At 69.8% G+C, this 21,762-nt stretch carries 15 protein-coding genes and 1 pseudogene; all 16 read left to right on the top strand.

Annotated elements, in window-relative coordinates; genetic code table 11:
- Positions 1 to 150: 150 nt before the first annotated feature.
- The gene (locus GA0111570_RS13450; protein ID WP_139283251.1) at positions 151 to 1,191 is read left to right on the top strand and encodes an acyl-CoA synthetase family protein; all 1,041 of its coding nucleotides are present in this window, start codon (positions 151 to 153) and stop codon (positions 1,189 to 1,191) included.
- On the top strand, positions 1,188 to 2,333 hold the full coding sequence (locus GA0111570_RS13445; RefSeq protein ID WP_092612291.1) for a thiolase family protein: 1,146 nt from the start codon (positions 1,188 to 1,190) through the stop codon (positions 2,331 to 2,333). Before GA0111570_RS13450 ends, GA0111570_RS13445 begins: the two co-directional genes overlap by 4 nt.
- A 304-nt stretch (positions 2,334 to 2,637) precedes the next feature.
- Entirely contained in the window at positions 2,638 to 3,672 is a 1,035-nt protein-coding gene (locus GA0111570_RS13440) for a metallophosphoesterase family protein (RefSeq protein WP_092612288.1), read from the top strand.
- 438 nt (positions 3,673 to 4,110) lie between these two features.
- A complete protein-coding gene (locus GA0111570_RS13435; RefSeq protein ID WP_175557495.1) occupies positions 4,111 to 6,516 on the top strand; it encodes a response regulator transcription factor in 2,406 nt (801 codons plus the stop codon).
- On the top strand, positions 6,513 to 9,215 hold the full coding sequence (locus tag GA0111570_RS13430; RefSeq protein ID WP_092612282.1) for a helix-turn-helix transcriptional regulator: 2,703 nt from the start codon (positions 6,513 to 6,515) through the stop codon (positions 9,213 to 9,215). The genes GA0111570_RS13435 and GA0111570_RS13430 overlap by 4 nt, the downstream gene beginning before the upstream one ends.
- A gap of 239 nt (positions 9,216 to 9,454) precedes the next feature.
- A complete protein-coding gene (locus GA0111570_RS13425) occupies positions 9,455 to 11,161 on the top strand; it encodes a sugar transferase (RefSeq protein ID WP_217634174.1) in 1,707 nt (568 codons plus the stop codon).
- Positions 11,161 to 12,264: a Gfo/Idh/MocA family protein gene (locus GA0111570_RS13420; protein WP_092612279.1), complete on the top strand. Its 1,104-nt coding sequence runs from the start codon at positions 11,161 to 11,163 to the stop codon at positions 12,262 to 12,264. Before GA0111570_RS13425 ends, GA0111570_RS13420 begins: the two co-directional genes overlap by 1 nt.
- Positions 12,261 to 13,295, top strand: a complete 1,035-nt coding sequence (locus GA0111570_RS13415) for an NAD-dependent epimerase/dehydratase family protein (protein ID WP_245703212.1) — start codon at positions 12,261 to 12,263, stop codon at positions 13,293 to 13,295. Before GA0111570_RS13420 ends, GA0111570_RS13415 begins: the two co-directional genes overlap by 4 nt.
- A gap of 20 nt (positions 13,296 to 13,315) precedes the next feature.
- Positions 13,316 to 14,503 carry a DegT/DnrJ/EryC1/StrS family aminotransferase gene (locus GA0111570_RS13410; RefSeq protein ID WP_217634173.1) on the top strand — a complete coding sequence of 396 codons (1,188 nt, stop codon included), beginning with the start codon at positions 13,316 to 13,318 and terminating at the stop codon, positions 14,501 to 14,503.
- Entirely contained in the window at positions 14,500 to 15,192 is a 693-nt protein-coding gene (locus GA0111570_RS13405; protein ID WP_092612276.1) for a NeuD/PglB/VioB family sugar acetyltransferase, read from the top strand. The genes GA0111570_RS13410 and GA0111570_RS13405 overlap by 4 nt, the downstream gene beginning before the upstream one ends.
- 1 nt (position 15,193) lies before the next feature.
- The gene (locus GA0111570_RS13400; protein ID WP_092612273.1) at positions 15,194 to 16,390 is read left to right on the top strand and encodes a glycosyltransferase; all 1,197 of its coding nucleotides are present in this window, start codon (positions 15,194 to 15,196) and stop codon (positions 16,388 to 16,390) included.
- A complete protein-coding gene (locus GA0111570_RS13395; RefSeq protein ID WP_092612269.1) occupies positions 16,387 to 17,541 on the top strand; it encodes a DegT/DnrJ/EryC1/StrS family aminotransferase in 1,155 nt (384 codons plus the stop codon). The genes GA0111570_RS13400 and GA0111570_RS13395 overlap by 4 nt, the downstream gene beginning before the upstream one ends.
- Positions 17,538 to 18,710: a glycosyltransferase gene (locus tag GA0111570_RS13390; protein ID WP_139283250.1), complete on the top strand. Its 1,173-nt coding sequence runs from the start codon at positions 17,538 to 17,540 to the stop codon at positions 18,708 to 18,710. The genes GA0111570_RS13395 and GA0111570_RS13390 overlap by 4 nt, the downstream gene beginning before the upstream one ends.
- The gene (locus tag GA0111570_RS17725) at positions 18,707 to 20,299 is read left to right on the top strand and encodes a lipopolysaccharide biosynthesis protein (RefSeq protein ID WP_281245214.1); all 1,593 of its coding nucleotides are present in this window, start codon (positions 18,707 to 18,709) and stop codon (positions 20,297 to 20,299) included. Before GA0111570_RS13390 ends, GA0111570_RS17725 begins: the two co-directional genes overlap by 4 nt.
- The gene (locus GA0111570_RS17720; protein ID WP_175557493.1) at positions 20,289 to 21,383 is read left to right on the top strand and encodes a glycosyltransferase family 2 protein; all 1,095 of its coding nucleotides are present in this window, start codon (positions 20,289 to 20,291) and stop codon (positions 21,381 to 21,383) included. The genes GA0111570_RS17725 and GA0111570_RS17720 overlap by 11 nt, the downstream gene beginning before the upstream one ends.
- Before the next feature lie 116 nt (positions 21,384 to 21,499).
- Positions 21,500 to 21,762: pseudogene (locus GA0111570_RS17870) on the top strand (hypothetical protein); the annotation flags it as partial.

Genomic DNA, 21,762 nt, shown 5'->3' with positions numbered 1-21,762 from the left:
GGTTCTGGTAGCGCCGCACCTGCTGACGGCCGCCGAACGGCGCCTCAGTCCCCCGGCACGTCTTGCGGTCCACACCCTGAACCCGCCTGCACCCTCGCCTTGAACGCTGTTCAAATAGGGTTGGAGTTCCCTACTGTGCTCGGAGGACCGATGACACCAGCGCCGCCCGATACCTCCGCACCTGCTCGCCCCGCCCCGCTCCCGGTGCTCGAGGAGACCGATCCGGTCGCCGCGTTCTGGCAGGCGCACCGCGAGGGCCGGGAGGTGGCGCTGTCCACCTCCGGGACCAGTTCCGGCGCGCCCCGGGTGATCGTCCGCAGCACAGCCTCCTGGGTGGACAGCTTCGACGCGTGCGCGCAGCGGCTCCAGCTGGCGGAGTCGAGCAGGTTCTGGATCCCCGGACCCCTGGCTGCCACGATGAACCTCTTCGCCGCCTGCCTGGCCACGTACGTGGGGGCCCGGTGGAGCAGCGAGCCCGACGGCTGCACCCACGCCCAGCTGACCCCGGCCCAACTCCTGGCACTGGTCGAGGACGGCGCACCGGGCAGGCATGCCCTGGTCGCCGGCGACGGCCTGGAACCGGGGTTGCGCCGGCGGGCCGAAGCTGCGGGATGGCGGGTCGACCACTACTACGGCGCTGCCGAGCTGTCCCTGGTCGCGTGGGGCCATGACGCGACCGACCTGCGCCTGTTCGACCACGTAGATGCCGAAGTCCGCAACGGCGTGCTCTGGGTCCGCTCGCCCTGGCTGTCCCGGGTGCCCACGGACGAACGCGGCTACGCGAGCGTCCACGACGTGGCCCGGCTCGAGGGGGACCACGTCGAGGTCCTCGGCCGGCCCGGAAACGCCACCACGGCCGGGGCGACCGTCCAGCTGGCTCCGATCGAGGCCGAGCTGCAGGACCACGCCAGCGCCCGCGTGGTGGTGGTGGCCGTTCCGGAGGCACGCCTGGGCGAGGTGGTGTGCTGCGTGACCACCAGCCATGACCTCCGGGCGATCCGGGCCTGGGGGCGGACGCACCTGATCGGCGCCAGGCGCCCCCGCCGCTGGCTGGTCCGCGACGTCCTGCCACTGACCCCGACCGGGAAGATCGACCGGGCAGGACTGGTCGCCGACATCCTGGCGACCGACCGGCACCCCCACCGAGAATCGCGACGGACCGGGCAGGATCGCCGAGAGGACCAGGCATGAGGAATCCCGAGGACTGCCCGGTGATCGTCGACGCCCTACGGACGCCGATCGGCACCGTTGGCGGAGCGCTGCGCCAGGTGGACGCGCCGAGCCTGCTGGCGCCGGTGCTCGCCGAGCTGGCCCGCCGCTGCGAGGGACCGATCGACGAGGTGGTGGTCGGCAACATCCGCGGCCCGGGCGGCAATCCTGCCCGGATCGCCGCACTGCAGGCCGGCATCCACGAGTCGACCCCCGCCGTCACCCTGGACCGCCAGTGCGGCTCGGGGATGGCGGCCATCGAGTACAGCGTCGCCATGCTCTCCGGGTACCGTGAGGGCTTCCAGCTTGCCGGCGGCACCCAGTCCTCCAGCACCCAGCCGCTGACCTTCTGGCCACCCGCCGGTCCGGACGCCCCGCCGCAGCAGTACTTCCGCGCCCCGTTCACCGACTCGCGCCACGCCGACCCCGACATGGGCCTGGCCGCCGACCTGTTGTCCGCCGAGCGCGGTATCGGACGCCAGCGACAGGACGCGTACGCCGCCCGCTCCCACCAGCGCGCGGTTGCCAGCGCTGACGAGGGGCTGTTCAGGGCCGAGATCGTTCCGGTGGCAGGACTGGACCACGACGAACGCCCACGGCCGGGCTTCACGCCCGAGCGGCTGGCCCGCTTCCGGCCCGCCTTCAGCCCCGAGGGCACGGCGACGGCCGCCAACAGCTGCGGGGTCAACGACGGCGCCGCGGCCGTCCTGGTCTGTGACGGACGAACGGCCGCGAGCCGCGGGCTGCACGGCCTGCGGGTACTCGATGCGATCAGCGTCGGCTGCGACCCCGACCGGCCCGGCTGGGGTATCGTCCCGGCGGTCCGGCGCCTGGTCGGACGTACCGGGGTCGAGCTGGATCGGATCGACGTCGTCGACTTCAACGAGGCGTTCGCCGGGCAGGTGCTCTCCTGCCTGGACGGGCTGGGCATCGACGAGCGACGCAACTGCCCCCAGGGCGGTGCCATCGCGCTCGGCCACCCCTGGGCGGCGACGGGAGCGGTCCAGCTGACCCGGCTGTTCAGCCAGCTGGTCCGACACAACACGACCGGCGCCCGGCTGGGGCTGGCAGGCATCGCCATCGGCGGCGGACAGGGCACGGCCATCCTGGTCGAGGCCATCTGAGGCCTTCCCCTGGCGCGCGACCGCGTGTTGACTGGTGCCTTGGACACCCGGACATGGTTCACCACCGCGGCGAACGGATGCCTGCAGGTGGCGATCACGGGAAGCCGACCGCTGCCGGCCGAGTTCTCGGTGCTCTGAGCTCCCTCTCGTCCCCGGGGTGGCGCCCTCCTGTCGACCGTGGCGGATGCGGACGGTCCGCCGGAAGGGCGGCAAGCGTTCATCCAGCCGTCACCTCGCCAGGGCGCGGTGTTCATGGCCCGGGCGCTAGGAACGGAGTGCATCTTCCCTACGACAGGAGCACTCCATGTCCCGCATCCGTTCCCTGGCGGTGGCCGCTGCCACCTTGGCCGTGACCGCCCTCGTGGGCGTCCCGGCCGCGCAGGCCGCCCCCGGCCAGGCCCCCGGCCAGCAGCAGGCCGGCCACTACTCCTTCGCCGTGATCGGCGACGTGCCCTACGGCGCAGCCCAGGTCGCCAGGTTCCCGGGTTGGGTCGACGACATCAACGCCGCGGACCCATCCCTCGTGCTGCACGTCGGGGACATCAAGAGCGGCTCGGACCGTTGCGACACCAGCTACTACAAGATGATCCGCACCCAGTTCGATCGCTTCGAGGCCCCGCTGGTCTACACCCCCGGTGACAACGAGTGGACCGACTGCCACCGACCGAACAACGGCTCGTACAACCCGTACGAGCGCCTCGACACCATCCGCCGGATCTTCTTCGACAAGCCCGGCACCACGCTCGGCGAGCCGCCCACCAAGGTGAGCTCCCAGGCGGCCCTCGGCTTCCCGGAGAACGTCTCCCTGCGCCGCCAGGGCATCTCCATGGCCGCCATCCACGTGGTCGGGTCCAACAACGGTCTGGCCCCCTGGACCGGCGCGACCGCGCCGAACCAGGTGCAGGTCACCGAGGAGCGGGCCCGGATGGACGCCTCCATCGACCTGGTCCGCCAGACCTTCGCCAATGCCGGCCGGCGCCATGACCGCGCGGTGGCGATCTTCCTGCAGGCCGACATGTTCGACCCGGACAACCCGCGCGATGGCTTCTGGGACACCTCGGCGTTCAACGAACTGGTCCAGGTCCTCACCGACGAATCGTCCGCCTTCAACGGTGACGTGTACCTGTTCGACGGGGACAGCCACACGTACAATGTCGACAAGCCGCTGGCCGCCGGGTCGGCCTGGCTGGGCTACTACGGGGTGCGCGGCACGGCCGACAACCTGACCCGCATCACCGTGGACGGCTCGAGCAACAACAAGGACTGGCTCAGGGTTACGGTCAACCGTCCCGGCGCCGCCGAGGCACTGAGCTGGCAGCGGGTCGCCTACACGCACTGAGGCACACGCCGAGTGACTGTGTGCCGGCCTGCACGCCTCCCGGGGCGGGCGGGCCGGCATCCTCGTTCCCGCAGCGGGCCCGGCTGACGCGCCGGGCGTGGGCCGGCACCCAGCGCCCGTCCGCACGCCGCGCACTAGACGTTTGTCTAGTAATGAGTGGCTACTTTTGGCTAACGCGTGACAAGGATCACTGTCGACTTTTATCCTCGACAGAAGCAGCACTGTATCGTTCCCATTCCGCATCGATGCGGGACGCGCGTTCCTGGGGCTGCCGGGAGGGGGCCCGATAGCATGATCAGCGCATTCGCGTGGTTGAACCCGGATTCGGACGGGACCTGGAGTCACGAGCCGCTGTCTGCGGTCGATGCACTTCTCAGGGCTGTTCTCGACGAGCGTGCCGGTGTCGTTCTGGTGGGTACGCACGAGGATCGCCGCCGGGTGATCCAGACCGCTCTCGACCAGATGTCGGCCAGTCGTCCGGTGTACCAGCTCCACGGCAGCACGTTCGCCTCCGAGATGTCGTACGGTTCGTTGTCCGTCCTGCTCGCCCGGCTGGACATAAGTCCAGGTGCCAGCTGGCACCACACCACCAAGGTGCTGGGGGAGTTCCTGTCACCGGACGGGGTCGAGCCCGCCGTGGTGATCCTCTCCCAGACCCAGCTGATGGATCGTGACTCCGTCACCGTGCTGGCACAACTTGCCCAGCAACGGCGGGTGACCCTGGTGGTGCAGTGCGACCGGCAACTCGACCTGCCTTCTGACTTCGCCGCCCTGGCCCGGGCAGGGAGCCTGCAGCGCATTGCGGTCCAGCCCCTGACGCCGGCCGCCGCCCGTGAGCTGCTGTCCGGGGAACTCGGTGGTCCGATCTCCCGGATGGCGACCACGGTCCTCTGGCGCTACAGCGCCGGCCATCCGGGCCAGCTCTCGGAGGTTGCCGAGCTGTGCATCGAGTCCGGGAAGCTCCGGCGGGTGGACGGCACCTGGGTGATGGGCAGTGGACCCATGCCCCATGGCGAGGGGCCCGGGGGGCACGACATCGTGCTACGGCGCCTGCCGGCTCGCCGTCGGGCGCTGCTGGAGGTACTGGCCGCCAGGGGGCCCGTGCAGGTCAGTGAACTCATCCGTGCAGGGGACGGCGCCGAGCTGGACCAGCTGCAGAGCCAGGGCATCGTCCAGATCCGGTCCACGCCGGACGGACGAGTGGCCGTGGTCCAGCCGATGTGGCGGGACCGTGTCCTGGGGGCGCTCGAACCCGAACGGCAGCGCGAGCTCGATGCCCTGGTCCAGGATCGCGACACCGGGCTGGGTCACCGGCTCCGCCTGGCCGAGGAACATCTCGCCACAGCTGATGCCGCCGGTGCGCTTGCCCTGCTCGCCCCGGAGCTCTCCGGGAGCGGGGCCGCCGAGGCCACCTCGGACGTGGACATGCCGGCCTCGGTGCGCGCACGCCTGGCCTGGGCGAAGGTCCGGGCCCTGATGGCCTCCAGTGATCTCTCCACTGCCCTGGACACGGCCGAGTGGTCTCCGGACACCGACGAGCACTCGCTGACCGTCCTGCTGGCGGTTGCGGCCTCCGCTCGGGGGGACCTGCCGGCAGCACGCCGCTGGTTGGACGTGAACGAAGCGTTCCACCGCGCAGACCTGCTCGATCCGCAGCACCCGGGGCTGAACGGAGAGGCCGTCCGCTTGCGGGCGGAGGCCACGCGCGCGGAGGTCCTGGCCTTCTCCGACGACCAGGACGGTGCCCGCCGGGCAGCGACCTGGGTCGACCACGAATTGGCCATGTTCCACCGGCGGGGTGTCCTGGACGACATCATGAGCAGCTATGACCGCGCCGCCCTGGCGGTCTCGCTGCTGGAGACCCGCCTGAAGTGCGGTGACCTGGAGGCCTGCCGGCACCTGGCCGAGGCGATTCTCACCTGCCGTCACGGCAACCCCCAGGCGGTGCTGTTCGCCGAACTGGTCGTCGTCGCCCTCGAGCTCCTGTCCGGACAGTTCGAGCAGGCCGAGGACCGGGCCTCCCGGCTCGCCGTACAGGGCGAGGCAGTCGGTGACCGCCACGCGACGGCCGTGGCGCAGGCGCTGGCGGCCTACTGCCGATCGACGTACGACCGTGCGGACCCGCAGCCGGGCCCGGACGCTGCAGGAGCGGACGCTCGGGCCACGGACGTCGGGCCGGTCGTATGGGGTCGGCTCGGATGGTTCACCGAGGTGATCCGATCGCTGACCGTCGCCGCGGACGGGGCGGGTGACGCTGCCGTGGCCCGGCTGGCTGCCCTTGCCGATCGGGCCCGCGGCGAGGGTCTCTTCGTCGTCGAGCTGCACGCGCTCCTCGGGGCGGTATTGCTGGGATCGTCCGATCTGGCTCCTCGGCTGCAGGACGTTGCCGCTCGGACCCAAGCAGCGGTATCGCCTCCGAGTGCCGAGCTGGCAGCAGCGATCCTGGCCGACGACACCGCGATGTTCTGCACTGCCCTGACCCGCTTGGCATCCGGTGGCTACACCGGCTGGTGCCATGGCGGGATCACCCCGGTGGTGGCGCGGCTGCCACCGGCCGAGGCACGCCGACTCGCCGAGGCCATGGCCGTCCAGCAGGATGCGGGGATGGAGCGGGCGCCCGACGCGGCCCCCGTCTGGATGGAAGCCCTCACGCCGCGCGAGCGGGAGATCGCCCAGATGGTGGTCGAGGGGCTGTCCAACGCCACGGTGGCACGGCGCAACGGGATCTCCGTCCGTACGGTGGAGGGCCACCTCTACCAGATCTACGCCAAGCTGCAGGTCCGCGGACGCGACGGATTGACGCGTCTGGCCGCCCAGTCGGCACAACTCCAGGCGATTGAATGAGCCAGCACGCCGTCCAGTTCTGGGGCCCCGAGCTGGACGCCCTGCGGGCCGTCCTCGGCGATGCCGAGCGTGCCGGAGCGGTGGTCGTCGGGGGACCGGGGGCCGGAAAGACGACACTGGTCCGAACCGTGCTCCGGGGTAGCGGCCATGCCGCCTCGCTGAGCCTGCAGTGCAGTGCCTCACTGGCCGACGTCGCGTACGGGGCGCTCTCGCCCTTCCTGACCGACCTGGATGAGGTCCAAGGGCCGGTGGATGTCCTGCGTGCCGTCCAGCGACGCCTGGACGTCCTTGCCGACCCACCCTCTGACGAGGGGGCGTCGGCTGCTGTCCGGACCCACCAGCGCCCGGTGATCATCGTGGAGGACTGCCAGTTCCTGGATGCGGCGAGCGCCTTCGTCCTCGCCCAGCTGGGACAGAACCGTGAGGCCATCCTGCTCGCCACCAGTGTCGGCCTGCGAGGGGAGTCTGCGCTCACCGCCCTGGTGGACACCGGCTTGCTGGCCACCGTGACGATGCCCCCCCTCGGGATGGACCAGACGCGGGCGATGTGCGAATCGCTGGTCGGCGGTAGCCCGACCGAAGGGGCGGTACGTACCGTCCTCGGCATGACCGGGGGCTCCCCCCGGCTGATCGCAGCCTTCCTGGCCTCGGCACTGGACCAGGGGATCGTCGTGCGGGACCGCGGCCCCGGGCGAAGCGCGGCCCCGTCCGCGGCGTGGACGCTGCTGCGACCCGCCCCGTCGGTCGACGAGCGCCTGGTCGATGCCGTGGAGACCATGCACGCCGAGCTGACCGACGAGCAGCAGGTGGCGGCCACCATGCTCGCGCTGGCCGGACGCATGCCACGGACCCTGCTGCGCGTAGTCGCAGACGACCACGGCCAGGGGTTCGCCGACGTGCATGTCACCCGCTCCACCGATGACGGGATGATCGAACTCTCCTGCCCCCTGTACGCCGACGTCCTGCGCAGCACGGTGCCTCCCGGCCGAAGCTCGCTGCTCCTGGAGCAGTGGCAGGCAGCCGGTGGTTCGGCCCTGCGGCCCCTTCCCGGGCGGAGCGTGGTCTGGAGCCTCGACAACGGCTTGCCAGCCTCCGAATCGGACCGCTTGGCCGCCGGCTACGAGTGCCTGGCGGCCGGAGACCTGGCCGCGGCCTGGTCGCTGGCCGCCCGGACCGCACCGTCGGACGGCCCACGTCTGGCGCTCCTGCGCGGTGAGGTCATGCTCTCCTCGACACGGACCTGGTCCGGCCGCGCCGACCTGGTCGAACTGGCGGACACGCTGTGCGACGACCACTTGCTGAGCGAGGTGCTGTGCGTGCTGGCCATGGATCTGGTCAGGTGCGGCCCCCAAAGCTCCCCCTGGGAGGCACTGGGGCAGGTTTGGTCCGAGTACCGGGACCGAGCCTGCCAGCAAGGCCGCACGGCGCTGTTGGCCACCGGACCGGTCGCGACCCTGCTGACCGCCCTGCACCAGGACGAACCCGCCTCTGGGCGATCAGAACTGCTGGCCCTGGCCGCCGACCTGCTGGAAGCACCCCAGGTGCATCCGGCCGTGCGGACCATCGCGCACTGGTTGCGCATGGACGGGCTGTCCCGTACGGGCCGACTGGGCGAGGCTGTACGGGAGGCCGCCCTCGCGCACGAGGAGGTGGCCCGTACGCCGCGGATGACCGCCATGATGGGCGGGCACGCGATGGTCGAGCTGGCCATGGCCCTGGCCTTCTTCGGCGATCCCGACCCGGCCGACCAGGTACTGGACGACCAGCGGGGTCGGGCGGCCCACCGGTGGCACGCGTCCTCGGGAACCGTCCAGGCGCTCCAGGGATTCGTGGACCTCCTCCGCGGGCGGATGGCTTCGGGTATCCGCGGACTGCAGGATGCCGGCGTCGACCTGGCCCACGCCGACCCCGCGCACCTGATGCCCTTGGTGCAGGCACTGCACGCCCTGACCACCGTCCCGGTCGTCGCTCCGCCGGCCCCGGCCGACGAATCGGCCCTCGCACGCATCCGAGCCGATGGCCGCCGTGGTCCGCAGGACCGGTGGCTGTTGGCATCGGCCCTCGCCAGTCTGGCCGATGAGCTCGCCCAGGCCGGGACATCGGAGGAGATCTCCCTGTGGCGCCGGGTCCTCGATGATCCTGCCCTGGACCGCTACCCGGTGGTCCGGAGGGAGATCCTGTTCGCCGCAGCCTTCGGTCGGGGTCCCGCGGACGACCACGACGAACTGGTGGCGCGGCTGCACCAAGCGTGCTCACCACTCGACGGACCGCGTTCGTCGCTGATCCGAAAGGTCTGTGATCCCGCGGTTGCTTCGGATGCGGTCCTGCTCGCCCGGGTCGCCGACGACGTACGGAGGTCCGGGGACCTCGCCCTCGCGGCGGGCGTGTGGGCCCGTGTGGTGCTGCTGCACAACCAGTCGCACGACCTGCGCAGGCGCGGGGAGGCGCTGCGACACCTGCACGACGTTGTACAGGCACTCGGAGGAATACCCAGTCGCTACGTGGGCGAGGCCCTGCACCTCGCAGCACTCACCGACCGGGAGCACGAGATCGTCCGGCTGGCCCTCGATGGCCTCAGCAACGCTGACATCGCCCGGGTCCTGGTGGTCTCGCCACGGACGGTGGAGGGCCACCTGTACCGGGTGTTCACCAAGTTGGGCATCAGCGAGCGCAGTGAATTGTGGGACCTGGGACTCTGAGGCCGGCGGTCCAGCTGACCCTGAGCACCCACTGCCTGCCCGTCGACAGCGGGACCGAGTAGTCCCTGCGAGTGGGGGAGCGGAATAGGTGTCGGCCCGAGGGACGAACGAGTAGTCCGCACGGATGTTCGACGAAGGTCCCGTCTCTAGTGTCGAAGGAGTCCCGGCGGCACAGCCGCCTCCGAGGGGCCGACGACACACCACGTGATCACAGGCCCCCGCCCCACGGGAGTCTGACCATGCAGCAGCAGCCAACGGCGGTCCAGCAGAGGAGCCGGGCGCGTGCCCGGGCGTTCGTCGCCATCGATGACCGGCTCCGCGGTCTCGTCCAGGCGACGGCCGTCCGGTCGACTGCTCCCTTGCATGATCCGGTGCAGCCTGAGATCGCCAACGCTGCGGCTCTGGAACCGACGATGCCCCAGACGGGCGGCGCGGGCGTGCTGCACCTGGTCGACCGCGACGCCGTCGCCTCGCACGCCCCGGGCTCGGCGGCCTCGTGGGCCGCGCGCTACCGCCACAGGGTCCTCGTGACGGACCTGGCGGTCATCAGCCTCGCCGCCACCGCGGGATCCATGGTCGCCGCCGGCCGATCCATGCCGCTCCTCCAGGTCTGGCAGGTCACCGGGCTGGTCCTGCTGTGGATGGTCACCCTGCAGGTATTCCGTACCCGGTCACCGCGGCGGATGGCGGTGGGAGCCGACGAGTACAAGCGCACGGTCGGTGCCACCGCGGCCACGGCAGGCATCATGGCCGCAGCCTCGCTCCTGTTCCTCAGCACAGGGATGGGGCCGGCCGCCCGGTCACACCTACTGCTGACCTTCCCACTGGGTCTGGTCGGGCTGATGCTGGGGCGGTGGGCCTGGCGCACCTGGCTGCAGCACCTGCGTGCCCGTGGCGTCGCGCTGTCGGACGTCGTGGTGGTCGGCCAGCCGCTGGACGTCGCGTACGTGATCAGGCAGATCGCCCGCCGATCCGCCGTCGCCTACCGGGTGATCGGCGTCGTGCTCGACGGCACGGACGGCGCCGGCCGCGGAGACAGCTCGGTCGCCCCTGCCGGCTCGTCGGCCCGCCCGGACACCGGCATCGGATCCGCCGGGCTTCCCGAGTTCCACGGCACTGCACACGTGCCCGAGGTTGTCCAGCAGTTGGGCGCGGACGCCGTGATCGTGGCCGGTCCGCTGCGCGACGGGAACCGTGCCATCCGCGCGCTGGGCTGGGCGCTGGAACCGTCCCGGACCGAACTGATCCTGGTGTCCTCCTTGGTCAACGTCGCCGGGCCACGGATCACCATGCGTCCCATGGAGGGCCTCCCCCTCATGCACGTGGAGCAGCCCCGCTTCGAGGGTGGGCGCCACGTGCTGAAGCGCGGTCTCGACATCGTGGTGTCCGCGTTGGCCCTGCTGGTGATGCTGCCACTGTTCGCCGTGCTCGCCGTGCTCATCACCCGCGACTCCGACGGAGGCGTGTTCTTCTCCCAGATCCGTACGGGTCGCCGCGGACGTCCGTTCCGGATGTACAAGTTCCGCACCATGGTCGCCACCGCCGAACAGGACCGTGCAGCGCTGGTCGCGCAGAACGAAGCCGCCGGGCCGCTGTTCAAGCTCCGCCACGACCCCCGGATCACCCGGGTGGGCGCCGTCCTGCGCAAGCACTCCCTGGACGAGTTGCCCCAGTTCTGGAACGTGCTGCGGGGCGACATGTCACTGGTGGGACCGCGCCCACCGCTACCGGAGGAGGTGGCCACCTACGAGGGGGACACCGGCCGCCGGCTCTACATCAAGCCCGGACTGACCGGGCTCTGGCAGATCAACGGACGCTCGAACCTCGATTGGGAGGAAAGCGTCCGACTGGACCTCTACTACGTCGAGAACTGGTCCGTCACCGGCGATCTCATGATCATGTGGCGGACCTTCAAGGTCATGGTCAATCCCGAAGGAGCTTACTGATGAGCATCGCAGCAGACAGCACCGTGAACCCCGCACTCCGGGTCGCGGTGATCGGGGCCGGCTACTGGGGTCCGAACCTGGCGCGCAACTTCGCCATGAGCACGGACTGGGAACTCGTGGCGATCTGCGACACCGATGCCGAACGCGCGCAGGGCCTCGCCAGGCGAACCGGGAACCCGGACGTCGTCACGTCCGTCGACGACCTGCTCGCCGGCCAGCACGTTGATGCGGTCGCCATCGCCACGCCGGCCAGGACCCACCACCCGATCGCGATGCAGGCCATCGGGGCCGGCAAGCACGTGGTGGTGGAGAAGCCTCTGGCTGACACCGCAGCCCGCGGCCGCGAGCTGGTCGCTGCCGCGCAGGAGGCCGGCACGATCCTGATGGCCGACCACACCTACTGCTACACGCCGGCCGTGATCAAGATCCGCGACCTGATCGGGGCCGGGGAGCTGGGGGAGATCCTGTACGTGGACTCGGTACGCATCAACCTGGGACTGGTACAGCCGGACGTCGACGTCTTCTGGGACCTGGCGCCCCACGACCTGGCCATCCTTGACTTCGTCCTCCCCGACGGGCTGCAGTCGGTCAGCGTCGCCGCCGAGGGTGCCGACCCGCTGGACGCAGGCAAGGCGTGCATCGGATACCTGTCCCTGCCGCAGCGCAGCGGGGCACTGGTCCACGTCAACGTCAACTGGCTCTCGCCGACCAAGATCCGCCAGATGGTCATCTGCGGCAGCCGGCGGACGCTGGTCTGGGACGACCTGAATCCCCAGCAGCGGATCAGCGTCTTCGACCGCGGTGTCGACCTCGGACGACAGGAGCGCGTCCTGGACGATGTGGCCACGCGCAAGGGCGTGACCATCTCCTACCGGCTCGGCGACACCTGGTCACCCGCCCTGTCCGAGTTCGAGCCCCTGGGCCTGATGGTCTCGCAGTTCGCCTCGGCCATCCGGAGCGGGACACCGGCCCCCACCGATGGACACTCGGCCCTGCGCGTGCTCAACGTCCTGGAGGCCACCAGCAGGTCACTGGCCGACCACGGACGGCATGTCAGCCTGGAGGACCCGGTCCCGGCCGGCGCAGTCAGGGAGGAGCGGTGAATCCGCTCGGCGCCGGTGACGGCACGGAGGCACTGCGCGGTCGTCGCTTCCTGGTGACCGGAGGCGCCGGGACCATCGGATCGGGCATCGTCGACCAGTTGCTCGCCGCCGGAGCGGAGCGCGTCGACGTCCTGGACAACCTCGTCCGCGGGCGACGGGCCAACCTGGCAGGTGCCCTGGCCAGCGGTCGGGTGGAACTGGTCGAGGGGGACATCCGTGACCGGAGCCTCGTCGGCGGCCTGGTCCGGGGCCAGGACGTGGTGTTCCACCAGGCGGCCATCCGCATCACCCAGTGTGCCGAGGATCCCCGCCTGGCCGTCGACGTGATGGTGAACGGCACCTTCAACGTGGTCGAGGCAGCGGCGTCCGCAGGGGTGTCCAAGGTGGTGGCCGCCTCCAGCGCCTCGGTGTACGGGATGGCCGAGGAGTTCCCCACCACCGAGCGCCACCACCCGTACAACAACGACACCATCTACGGGGCTGCCAAGACGTTCAACGAGGGCCTGCTCGCCAGCTTCCGGGCGATGTACGGGCTGGACTACGTCATGCTGCGCTACTTCAACGTCTACGGGCCGCGGATGGACGTGCACGGGAAGTACACCGAGGTGCTGGTCCGCTGGATGGAGCGGATCGACGACGGACTTCCGCCTCTGATCTTCGGTGACGGGAGCCAGACGATGGACTTCGTCTTCTCCGAGGACATCGCCCGGGCCAACCTGCTCGCTGCCGCCGGACCGGTCACCGCCGGCGTGTACAACATCGCGAGCGGCGAGGAGACCAGTCTGCTCGAACTGGCGCAGACCCTGCTGCGGGTGATGGGCTCCGACCTCCCGGTGGTGCACGGACCGGAGCGGACGGTGAACTCGGTGGTCCGGCGCCTCGCCGACACGTCGGCGGCCGCACGGGACCTCGGCTTCCGGTCCACCGTGTCCCTCGACGAGGGGCTGCGCCGACTCGTCGAATGGTGGCGGCCGCTGCGCGACGAGGTTGCGGCAGGCCGGAACCTCATGACCACGCAGTCAACCGCCTGAGACATCGGAGGACGACGGCAATGGACAGGATCAGCGTGATGCGCCCGTGGCTGGGGGCCGAGGAGATCGAGGCCGTCACCGAGGTGATCGCCTCGGGGTGGATCGCCCAGGGTCCCCGTGTCGCCGAGTTCGAGCGGCAGTTCAGCCAGGCACAGGGGGCGTCCCACGGCGTGGCGACGTCCTCGTGCACCACTGCGCTGCACCTCGCGTTGGTGGTGGCCGGTGTCCGGCCAGGGGACGACGTCGTCCTGCCGTCCTTCTCGTTCATCGCCACGGCCAATGCCGCGACGTACGTGGGGGCGCGCCCGGTCTTCGCCGACGTCGACCCGACCACCGGAAACATCACGGCGGACACCGTGGAGGCCGTCCTCACCCCGGCGACCACCGCGGTGATCGCGGTCGACCAGGGCGGCGTCCCGGTGGACCTGCAGCCGCTGCGGGAGATGTGTGACCGCCGCTCACTGGTCCTGGTGGAGGACGCGGCCTGCGGCGCCGGATCCACGTACGCCGGGACGCCTGTGGGTGCAGGGGCGGATGTCACCGCCTGGTCCTTCCACCCGCGCAAGCTGCTGACGACGGGGGAGGGCGGCATGATCACCACCTGCAACCCGGAGTGGGCGTCGCGGGCCAGGAGGCTGCGGGAGCACTCCATGGACATCTCGGCGGCCGACCGCCACTCGGCGGTCCTGGCCGCCAAGGAGTCGTACACCGAGGTCGGGTTCAACTACCGGATGACGGACCTCCAGGCCGCCCTCGGGCTGGTCCAGCTGGGGCGCCTGCCGGAGATGGTGCGGCGTCGGCGCTCGCTGGCCGAGGACTACCGCACGGTGCTGGCCAGCATCCCCGACCTGCGGTGCGTGGTCGACCCGCCGTACGGGACCTCCAACTTCCAGTCCTTCTGGGTCGAGGTGCTGCCCGGGTTCCCCGTGGACCGGGACGAGTTGCTCGCCTGGTTGGCGGCCGACGGCATCTCCGCCAGGCGCGGCATCATGGCGGCCCACCTCGAGCCGGCCTACGAGCATCACTCGGGCGTGGTCGCCCCGCTGCCGGTGACGGAGCGGCTGACGGACTCGACCCTGATCCTGCCGATGTACCACACCATGACCGCCGAGGAACTCGATCGGGTGCTCGACAGCCTGGTGACGGCGGCCGGGGCGCCGGGCCGCCACGCGACCCGGCCCTCGACGGCGAACGGTGTCCGGCCATGACCCAGATCCTGTTGGTCGCTGCCAGCGGCCTCGCCCGGGAGACGATGGCCTCGATCCGTGCCGCCGGCCATGACCGGGTGACCGGCCTGCTGGACGACAACCCTGCCCTGCACGGCACCACGATCGGGGGGGTGCCCGTCCTCGGCGGTGCGGAACTGGCGGCGGACCGAACGGAGATGCTCCTGCTGTGCCCGGGATCGGGAGCCGGCCGCCTGGCGCTGGCCTCCCGCCTGGCCGCCCTCGGGGTCGGCGAGGATCGCTATGCGGTCCACGTCCATCCGTCGGTGGTGGTCGGGGCCGGCAGCCGGGTCGGCGCGGGATCGATCCTGCTGGCCGGCTGTGTGCTGACCTGTGACGTACGGCTGGGCAGGCACGTGGTGCTGATGCCCCGCACGGTCCTGACCCATGACGACGTGCTCGCCGACGGCGTCACCTGCGCCGCCGGTGCGACCGTCGCCGGACGTGTCCGGATCGGCGCCCGGACCTACCTGGGGATGCAGGCCAGTGTCCGCCAGGACCTCACCGTCGGCGAGGACGCCGTGATCGGGATGGGTGCGGTGGTGCTGCGCGACGTCCCTGCTGCCCAGACCTGGGCGGGGAACCCGGCGGCGCCTTTGGCCAAGGCCGTCCGACGCCCTGCCCCGATCCACGAGAATCCCGCAGCGTCGCAGACCGAAGGAGTCGCGTGACATGAGAATCCTTATCTGCCCCCACCAGATGGGAATGGGAGGAAGCCAGCTCAACGCCGTCGAACTGGCCTCCGCCATTCGCGAGTACGGCCACGAGCCGCTGGTCTACTCACCGCCGGGTGTGCTGACCGAGATCGTCCGGGACGCGGGCCTGACCTGGATCGAGGCGCCCCCGCCGGACAGTCCGGGCCTTGCCTGGTCGAGGCGGCTGGCGAACGTCGTCCGGCTGTGGGACGTCCAGCTGCTGCACGTCTACGAATGGCGCACCTGCCTGCAGGCCGCCTTCGGCAGCGGCCGCCGCGTCCCGATGCTGATGTCCGTGATGTCGATGGAAGTACCGAGCTTCCTGCCCACGCACCTGCCGATCGTGGTCGGCACCCCCCAGCTCCAGCAGCGCATGCTGGCCCAGGGCCGTACGGCCCACCTGCTCGAGCCGCCGGTGGACATGGACCGCTTCCACACCGTCGACGCCTCGTCGGCCCGGGCCGGATGGGGCATCTCCGAGGACGAACTGGTCATCGGCGTGGTCTCCATGCTCACCACCGACCTGGAGAAGCTCCAGGGCGTGCTGGAAGCCATCCGGGTGGTCGACCGGCTGTCCGCCGACCACCCCCTTCGGCTGCTGATCGCCGGCGACGGCGAGGGACGGGCGGCGGTCGAGGCGCGTGCCCAAGCGGTCAACGCCCGGCACGGGCGGACCGTCATCCAGCCGCTCGGCTTCCAGCTGGACAGTGCCCCGGTCTACTCGGCCGCCGACATCGTGCTCGGCATGGGGTCGTCCGCGATCAAGGGCATGGCCCATGCCAAACCCTTGGTCGTGCACGGCGAGGCGGGGTTCTGGAAGGTCCTCGACGAGACGACGGCGCACGACTTCCTCCACGCCGGGTGGTACGGCCACGGTGGGGACGGGGCGCGGGACCTGGTCACTGCCCTGACCCGGCTCGTGGAGTCGCCCGCGTTGCGGCACCGCCTCGGCGCGTACGGGCGCAACCTCGTCATCGATCGCTACGACGCCAGTCGGGCAGCCGCCCACTTGGCCACCATCTACTCCGATACCGTCCTCGATCGCTGCCCTCGAACCACCCAGATGCGCTCGCTGACCCGGTCCGCCATGACCGGGGCACGCTACTACGCCGCCATGCGCATGGGGTCGGTCGTGGCGCGCGAGGAATGGGCCCGCCAAGGAGCGTACGCATGACCACCATCACCCCACAGACCACCAGCGTCCCCTTCGTGGATCTGAGAGCCCAGCAACGCGAAATCGACGCGCAGGTGCAGGAGGACCTGCGTCAGGTCTTCGCCGATACGGCATTCATCGGGGGCCCGCACGTCGCCCGCTTCGAGCAGTCCTATGCGGCGTTCCTGGGCGCCCGGCACTGCGTGGGGGTCGCCAGCGGAACGGATGCCCTGGAGTTGGCGCTCCGGTCAGCCGGTGTCGAGGCCGGGGCAGAGGTCATCCTCCCGGCCAACACGTTCATCGCCACCGCCGAGGCGGTCAGTCGGATCGGGGCCCGGCCCGTCGTGGTGGACGTCGATCCCCGCTACCTGCTCATCGACCCCCGAGCCATCGAAGCTGCCATCACCCCGCGCACCCGGGCGATCATCCCGGTGCACCTGTTCGGGCAGGCTGCCTTCGTGGAGGAGCTGGAACCGATCGTGGAGCGTACGGGGGCGCTGATCATCGAGGACGCCGCCCAATCACAGGGGGCAAGGCGAAACGGACGGAGGGCCGGAACCCTGGGCGCCGCCGCCGGTACCAGCTTCTACCCGGGGAAGAACCTGGGCGCCGCGGGCGACGCAGGTGCTGTCATCACCGACGACGACGACCTGGCTGCCGGGGTACGCAGGCTGGGTGACCACGGGAGCTCGGCGAAGTACCGGCACGACGTCATCGGGATGAATTCCCGCCTCGATGCGGTCCAGGCAGTGGTGCTGCTGGCCAAGCTGGCCCGCCTGGAGGAATGGAACCGGATGCGCCGGGAGGCGGCCGCCCGCTATGCGGAACTCCTGGACGGCATCGAGGGAATCTGGCTGCCGTCCGAGGCAGAGGGCAACGAGCACGTCTGGCACCTGTTCACGGTGCAGGTCGAGGACCGGGACGGCGTACTGAGGCGACTCCAGGAGAGGGGAGTCTCGGCAGGCATCCATTATCCAGTGCCGGTGCACCTCACCGGTGCGTACGAACACCTGGGATATCCGCGGGGGGCGTTCCCGGTGGCTGAGGCGGCGGCTGACCGGCTGCTGTCGCTGCCGATGTTCCCGCACATCACGCGGGATCAGCAGGAGCACGTGGCGGAAACTCTGGCAGCTGCAGTGACCGCATCCGGGCAGTCGGAGGCCGTATCGTGAGGGTCATTGTCTGCCCGCACGACACTGGGATGGGGGGCAGCCAGATCAATGCCATCGACCTGGCTGCGGCGGTTCGCCAGCGCGGCCACGATGTCATGCTGTACGCACCTCCAGGCCCGCTCCTCGACCGCGTCCGGGCATTGGACCTTGACTGGACCGCATCCCCACCAGGGTTGCGGTTATCGGCGGCGTGGACCATCGGCCTCGTCAGGCTAGCCCGATCATGGCACGCGGACCTCGTCCACACCTACGAGTGGGCCCCGTCCGTCGGTGCGGCATTCGGTCCGCACGGGCTGCTGGGTACGGCGCAGGTCATGACGGTGCTGTCCATGGATGTGCCGGACTTTCTACCACGGCACCTGGACCTCGTGGTCGGGACACAGCAGCTGGGGGCGGACTCGGGTCGGTTCCAGCACCGGCACGTGATAGAGCCGCCGGTGGACACGCAGCAGGACGCCCCCCGCGATAGAGCGCAGCAAAGGCACCTTCTCGGACTGGATCCGGACGCCTTCGTGGTCTCGCTGGTCGGGCGCTTGACCACAGATTTGGACAAGGTCGCCGGTGTACTGGCCGCCATCGAGGCTGTCGATGAGATGGCTGCCGAACGGCACGTCGTCCTTGTGGTGGCTGGCGATGGGCCCGAGTTGGTACGGGTGGCTGATGCCGCGGGACGTGTGAATACGCGCCATGATCGAACCGTCGTCGAAATGACCGGCAGCCTGGTGGACCCGCGACCCGTGTACGCGGCCGCTGATGTGGTACTGGGCATGGGAAGCTCCATCTTGCGTGCCATGGCATTCGCCCGACCGTGCATCGTCTTGGGGGCCTCGGGCTTCTGTCTCCCGGTGACTAGACGGACCATCGAAGCCTTCACGTGGCAGGGCTTCTACGGCGTCGACGACGGTAGTGGATATCGAGGACTTCTTGGCTTCCTGGAGCGGTTGGCGGCTTCGCCGGAGGATCGGCAGATCATCGGCATCTGGTCTCGCGGCGTGGTGGTCGACCGGTACAGCCTCGGACATGCCGCGGAGGTGCTGACGGGGGTGTACAGCGAGGCGCTTGCTCGCCGAGGCTCCTCGTGGGGCGGCGCGGCCTCGTTGCTGGAGTCGGCGGCAGGAGTGGGCTCCTACATGGTCCATCGAGTGTTGCCTAGGAGGGCAGTCGCATGACACCGGATGACCATGGGCGATTCCCCCGGGCCGACTCGCGGCAGCCGACGCTCGGGCCACCGAACATCCCACCCATCACAGACCCAATCTCGGCACTACAGGTCGATATACGCCACGGACTTGCATGGAGCAGCGTCAGTAGCCTCGTGATGCGGCTGGGAACCTTCGCAGTGGGGATCTTCCTGGCCCGGATGTTCAGTCACGAGGAGTTTGGCGTCTATGCAGTTGTCTTGACGGTTCAGGCAGTCCTCATGACGGTGGCCGACTTCGGGCTGAGTACTGATCTGATCCGTTCCGGGGATCACACGCGGAAGGCCCCCACAGTGGCCACGCTCTCCCTGGGTATCTCCGCAGTCCTGACGGCGATCACCATGGCTGTTGCCGCGGAGCTCGCTGCCTCTGTCGGTGCACCGGGCGGCGGCCCCGTACTGGCGGTCATGTCGTTGACATTGCTCATCGCAGGGGTCGGGGTGGTCCCGTATGCGACACTGCAGCGCGAGTTCAGGCAGAGGGAGCTATTCCTGATATCCGTAGTAGATTTCGCGGTGGGGACCGCGTTGACCCTAGTACTGATCCTGGCGGGACTAGGCGTGATGTCCCTAGCAGTTTCCCGCGTCGCAGCTCAGTCGATCGCCGTCATCCTGCAATACCGGTTCGTCGGTGAACGTCCCCGGTTGGGCTTCGACCGGAGCGTGGCTCGCGGTGTCGTGGCGTTTGGTCTACCGGTGGCCGGGGCCAATCTTCTGTCTTGGGCCCTCCTCGGTGCAGACAAGATGCTGCTCTCCGGGATGGCAGGGGCCGCAGCCTTGGGCGTCTATTTTCTGGCTTTCAATATCGCGAACTGGCCAATGAGCGCCCTCGGACAAGTGGTGCGTTCGGTGTCCCTTCCGACGTTCTCCCGAGTCTCCGATGCTACAGGGGATCGGGCCCTGGGCATCGCCTGGGGGCCTGTCTGGAGTATCAGCGTTCTGGCGGGCTTGCTGCTGACAGTGCTGGCTTCTCCTGCGGTCCAGCTGTTGTACGGCACCCGGTGGCTGGAGGCTGCACCGCTGCTGATGATCCTCGGCGCTTTCGGGGCGTTACGAACCGTCCTGGACCTGGCCACCACGTATCTCCTGGCGCGAGGGTACTCGACCCGCGTGCTCTGGCTTCAGCTGGGATGGATGGTGATCCTGGTTCCAGGGCTGGTCCTCGGGATCCGAACCGCAGGAGCTGTGGGCGCGGCTCTGGCCCAGGTCACTGCCGGCGCCCTCCTGCTCCTGCTGTACGGCATCTCCCTCGCTCGCGTCGGAACGGACATTCGGGCGGTTTGGGCGTCATTCTGGCCGCCGCTGGCCGCGGCCGTGGTTGCCGCCCCCGCAGCCTGGGCATGCACACTCATCGCTCACAGGCCCCTGGTGGACTTGCTCGTCGGCGGCGTGGTTGGCACGGCGGTCTATACCGCCCTGCTATGGCGTTGGTTCCGGGGACGCCTCAACGAGGCCCGCCGCCTCGGCTCGGCACACACCGCGACGCTGGGGACAGAACCGCCGGGGAGTCCCAGCGTGATCGGTCGGACAGTACAGGGAGGCCCGCACCATGAGGCATGACAGCTCCATCTCGCTCGCGGCGCCGATCACCGTATCGGTGGTCATCCCCTGCTACAACTACGCCAGATTCCTGCCGGAAGCGGTGGAGAGCGCCGTCTCACAACAGGGTGTCGATGTCGAGGTCATCATCGTTGATGACGCATCCACGGATGACAGCCTGCTCGTCGCACGTCGTTTGGCAGCGATCGATACCCGCGTCACGGTCGTCGGGCACGACCGGAACCGAGGTCCCGTGGTCGCTTTCAACGACGGGCTGGCGCGGGCCACTGGGGAGTTCCTCGTCCGGTTGGATGCTGATGACATGCTCACTCCGGGCTCCCTCTCCCGAGCCGTCGGCGCCGCCACTTCCCGGCCCCGCGTGGGCCTGGTCTACGGGCACCCCCTGCACTTCCACGCCGAGAACCTACCTGTCCCGCGTACGCGCATGAGAGGCGTGACCGTGTGGGATGGCAGACGGTGGCTAGTGGATCGTTGCCGCGACGGGGCCAACGTGATCACCTCACCCGAGGTCGTGATGAGGACCTCGGTCGTGCGCCGAGTAGGGGGACAGGCGCCGCTGGCACACAGCCACGACATGGAGCACTGGCTGCGCATCGCTTCCGTCTCGCAGGTTGCCTACCTACGCGGAGTCGATCAGGCCTGGCACCGCGAGCACAGCGCCAGCCTCTCCGCCCGGGAAGTGTCCGGGGTTCTGGACCTCGAACAGCGCCTCGAAGCTTTCGAGACCTTGTTGAAGCCTCGCCTTTCCCCGAGGCACGACGTGAGGTCGCCAGCGCCTCAGCCCATTGCCGGGGCAGACACCCTGCTGGCGAGGGCTCGAGACACGATCGCCGAACTGGCGCTGATGGCGGCCACCCATGCGCTCGATGCGAACCTTCCGATCGAGTCCGAGTACAGGCCCTTCCGTGACCTCGCGCTCCGGATCTCCCCCGATCTGGAGTCATCCCGGCGCCTCAGGTGGCTCGACGGACGCGCAGCGGGCACGCGTTCGTCGAACCCCATGAGCCGTCTCGTTCGCAGGTCACGTCTGGCGTTGCGACATCGTCTTCGTACCTGGCGCTGGGAACGTACCGGTGTGTACTGACGCCCCCCGCACCCCTCACACACGGTCGTCATCTGGCTCTTCACAGTTGGGGGTGTAGGGGCTCTGGGCGGGTGAGGGCTGGGACGGGGGCGTGAAGAAGGGCCCTGGGTTGGAAGATGGAGGTTCTCTACGCCGTCATCGCCAAGCCCAAGGCCCGTATGTCCCAGCTTACGTCACCCCTGTCCGCTCCGTCTCTGGACGAGTTCTGCCGCCTCGACCGGCTCGGCCTGACCGTGGTCGGCCAGCAGGTTGCTCCCGACCACACCGTTCTGGTCTGCCACGTCGTCGCGCCCGGTGACCTGTGTCCGGCCTGCGGCCGGCGCGGGGACCCGCGTGACTCGGTGACTCGGCGGTTGGCTCATGTTCCGTTCGGGTGGTG

Origin of the sequence: Raineyella antarctica, from assembly GCF_900092135.1 — a bacterium.
In the GTDB taxonomy this organism is placed as follows: Bacteria; Actinomycetota; Actinomycetes; order Propionibacteriales; family Propionibacteriaceae; genus Raineyella; species Raineyella antarctica.
The sequence above is the reverse complement of the archived record's forward strand: the minus strand, read 5'-3'. Positions and strand labels throughout refer to the sequence as shown.